This window comes from Sphingomonas sp., assembly GCF_031361285.1.
Classification (GTDB): Bacteria; Pseudomonadota; Alphaproteobacteria; order Sphingomonadales; family Sphingomonadaceae; genus Sphingomicrobium.
The window spans coordinates 1-2,851 of sequence record NZ_JANMCO010000039.1; the positions used below are offsets into that span (position 1 = coordinate 1).

Sequence of the window (2,851 nt, forward strand, 5' to 3'; positions counted from 1 at the left end):
AGGGTCGAAATCGAGGAAGCCAGCGACGGCTTCTATCGCGTCATCCTCCACTACGGCTTCATGGAAGAAGTCGACATTCCGCGCGACCTCGCCGGCATCAAGACCTGCGGCGAGCCGTTCAACATGATGAGCACCAGCTTCTTCCTCGGCCGCCAGAAGCTGATCCCGTCGCGCAAGGTGCCGGGGATGGCGCTGTGGCGCGAGAAGCTGTTCGCTTGGATGCTCAAGAGCTCGGAAAGCGCGATGGAGTTCTTCAAGCTGCCGACCAACCGCGTGGTCGAGCTTGGCAGCCAAGTGCAAATATGATCGCTGCCGCACTGTTGATGGCGGTTGGGGCCGCGGCGTCCGCCGAAGCTCCGCCGATCTGCGCCGATCGGCCGGCCAAGGCCACCGGCGTGTGCACAGTACCGGCGGGGCAGTTCCAGATCGAAACGGGCACGCTCGACTGGACGGTTACGAAGAGCGGCGGCGCGCGCACAGAGCTGCTGGCGATTGGCGCCATCGTGGTCAAATATGGCGTGTCCGACGCGTCCGATCTCGAGCTTGGGTTCGTGCCGGCCTTGCGCCTGACCGTGAAGGAAGCCGGGACACGCAGCCGCGCGTCCGGGTTTGGCGACGTCACACTACGCTTTAAGCAGCGGCTGACGGGGACAGGCGCGGGCGTGCAGGTCGCGATGATCCCGTTCGTCAAGCTGCCGACCGCCGGCCATGACCTGGGCAATGGCAAGGCCGAGGGCGGGCTCGCGGTCCCGGTCAGCTTCACGCTCGCTGGGCCAGTGACGATGACGCTCGGCCCCGAAATCGACCTGCTCGCCGACACCGATGGGTCGGGGCGGCATGTTGGCCTGACCAATTTGGTCACTTTGTCGGCGACCGTCGCGCCGCGGGTCACGATCGGTGGCGAGCTGTGGAGCTCCCAAAATTTCGAACCTTCCGGGACCATCTGGCAAACTTCGGCCGACGCGGCCATTGCCTACGCCGCCTCGCCCCGGGTCCAGTTGGACCTTGGCGCCAATTTTGGCCTCACCCGGCATACGCCCGACCTTGAACTTTATACCGGGGCATCGATCGCCTTTTGACGGATAGCCGTCTCGACGGGTTGCGCTGCCCACGCTAATCGCCGCGCCATGGCCAAGCGTCCCAAGTCCACCATCCCGCGCTACAAGCGCCGTCGGTCGCGGCCGTTAGGACGGCGGATCGTCAGCTGGGTCATCAAGCTGATCCTGATCTTCCTGGCGGGCTCGGTGCTGTGGGTGCTGGCCTATCGCTTCATCAATCCGCCGATCACCGCGACCATGGCCGGCGATTTGCTCGCCGGGCGCGGTGCGAGCCGCGACTGGATGAGCATCAAGCAAATCGACCGTGACATGGTGCGCGCGGCGATCGCCGGCGAGGATAGCAAATTCTGCAGCCACAACGGGTTCGATTATGCGGCGATCGAGAATGCGATGCAGCGCAATGCGTCGGGCGGGAGGATCCGCGGCGGATCGACCATCAGCCAGCAAACCGCCAAGAACGCCTTCCTGTGGCAAGGCGGCGGTTACGTCCGCAAGGGCGTCGAGGCGTGGTTCACCTTTCTGATCGAACATCTGTGGGGCAAGCCGCGGATTATGGAGGTCTATTTGAACCTCGCCGAGACTGGGATCGGCACCTACGGCGTCAACGCCGGGTCGCAGCGCTATTTCGGCCATGATTCGAGCGCGATGAGCGCCACCGAGGCGGCGCGCATCGCCGCCGTGCTGCCGCTGCCCAAGAAACGCGGCGCGGTCGCGCCCAAGGGCTTCACCCGGCGATATGGCGGGACCATCGCGGCGCGGCTCGGCGTGGTCGGCCGCGATGGCCTTGACGCCTGCGTCTACCAGGGCATCGTTCCGCCCAGGAACCAGACGCCGCCGCCGAGCAAGGCGCCGACCAAGCTGCCGGGCGAGGAATATGAAAGCGCCAAGGTGCTGCCGCCGATCGAAAATGCGGTGGAGGTGGCGCCTGGGGCGGATGAGACCGTGGCTCCTGAGCAGACCGCCGCCAACGCGGTTGCTCCGGAAGCGCCGGCCAGCGAGGCTCCGCCTCCGACAGAGCAACCGCCCGCCAACGGGGCCTGACGGAAGTTCCTCCCCAGCCATTGCTGGGAGGAGGACCATTCACCGCAGAGTGAATGGTGGAGGGGTAAACTGGCGCCGCCGTTGTCTACCCCTCCACCAGCTGCGCTGGTCCCCCTCCCCGTCCTTCGGCCAGGAAGGAACTATCAGCCGACCAGCGCGAGCTTGGGGGGTTCTTGCACTGAGAGGTCGACGCTGCCTTCGCCGGTGATGCGCTCGATGCGCGCCGCGAGTTCGGCGTCGAGGAGGTAGTCGCGGCCGAGGAGAATGGTCGCCTCGCCGCCGCTTTCGCGCGCAACGACCAAGCGGATTGAGCCGGTGCCGCCGTGAGCGCCGGTCAGCTCGCGGGCGAGGTGCAGCACGGCGTCGGCGTCGGGTACGCGAACGACCATTTCGAGGCGGGTGCGCTTGGCCAATGCGTCGAGCGGCTGGAAGCGCTTGATGGTCACTCTTGGCGCCTCGTCGCCGGGCCGGCGGTCGAGTTCGACATTCATCAGCCCGCAGCCGCCCGACTTCACCGCGGCTTCGAGCGCCGCGCACGGTTCGTCGTCGAAGGCGGTGGCGAAATATTGGCCGGACGAATCACTCAAGGTCGCCATCATGTAGCGGCGGCCCCTGGCCGAGGTGCGCCAGCGCGCTTCCTCGACCAGCCCGGCCATGGTGGTGGTCGAACGGCCGCCATCGGCGGGCATTGCAATCGAGGCGAGCTCGGCGAAAGTCCGAACCTTGTGGGCGGCGAGCAAATGCTTCTGGGC

At 66.4% G+C, this 2,851-nt stretch carries 2 protein-coding genes and 2 pseudogenes; 3 read left to right on the top strand and 1 reads right to left on the bottom strand.

Annotation, left to right across the window (positions count from 1 at the left end; genetic code table 11):
- The 3 genes and pseudogenes from RMO25_RS04315 to mtgA form a co-directional block, all read left to right on the top strand.
- Nucleotides 1-306: KUP/HAK/KT family potassium transporter (locus RMO25_RS04315; RefSeq protein ID WP_405051838.1), on the top strand; the 306-nt coding region annotated here is incomplete at its 5' end.
- Nucleotides 303-1,079 carry a transporter gene (locus RMO25_RS04320; RefSeq protein WP_309661375.1) on the top strand — a complete coding sequence of 259 codons (777 nt, stop codon included), beginning with the start codon at nt 303-305 and terminating at the stop codon, nt 1,077-1,079. The genes RMO25_RS04315 and RMO25_RS04320, both read left to right, overlap by 4 nt.
- 48 nt (nt 1,080-1,127) lie before the next feature.
- Nucleotides 1,128-1,856 (top strand): annotated as a pseudogene (mtgA, locus tag RMO25_RS04325) (monofunctional biosynthetic peptidoglycan transglycosylase); the annotation flags it as partial.
- Between the two features lie 386 nt (nt 1,857-2,242).
- On the opposite strand, the pseudogene RMO25_RS04330 reads toward mtgA, so the two are convergent.
- Nucleotides 2,243-2,851, bottom strand: a pseudogene (locus RMO25_RS04330) (DNA polymerase III subunit alpha); the annotation flags it as partial.

Bases quoted from the DNA above. Each gene is read 5' to 3' on its own strand.
- RMO25_RS04320 (WP_309661375.1), top strand. From the start codon at position 303: ATGATCGCTGCCGCACTGTTGATGGCGGTTGGGGCCGCGGCGTCCGCC.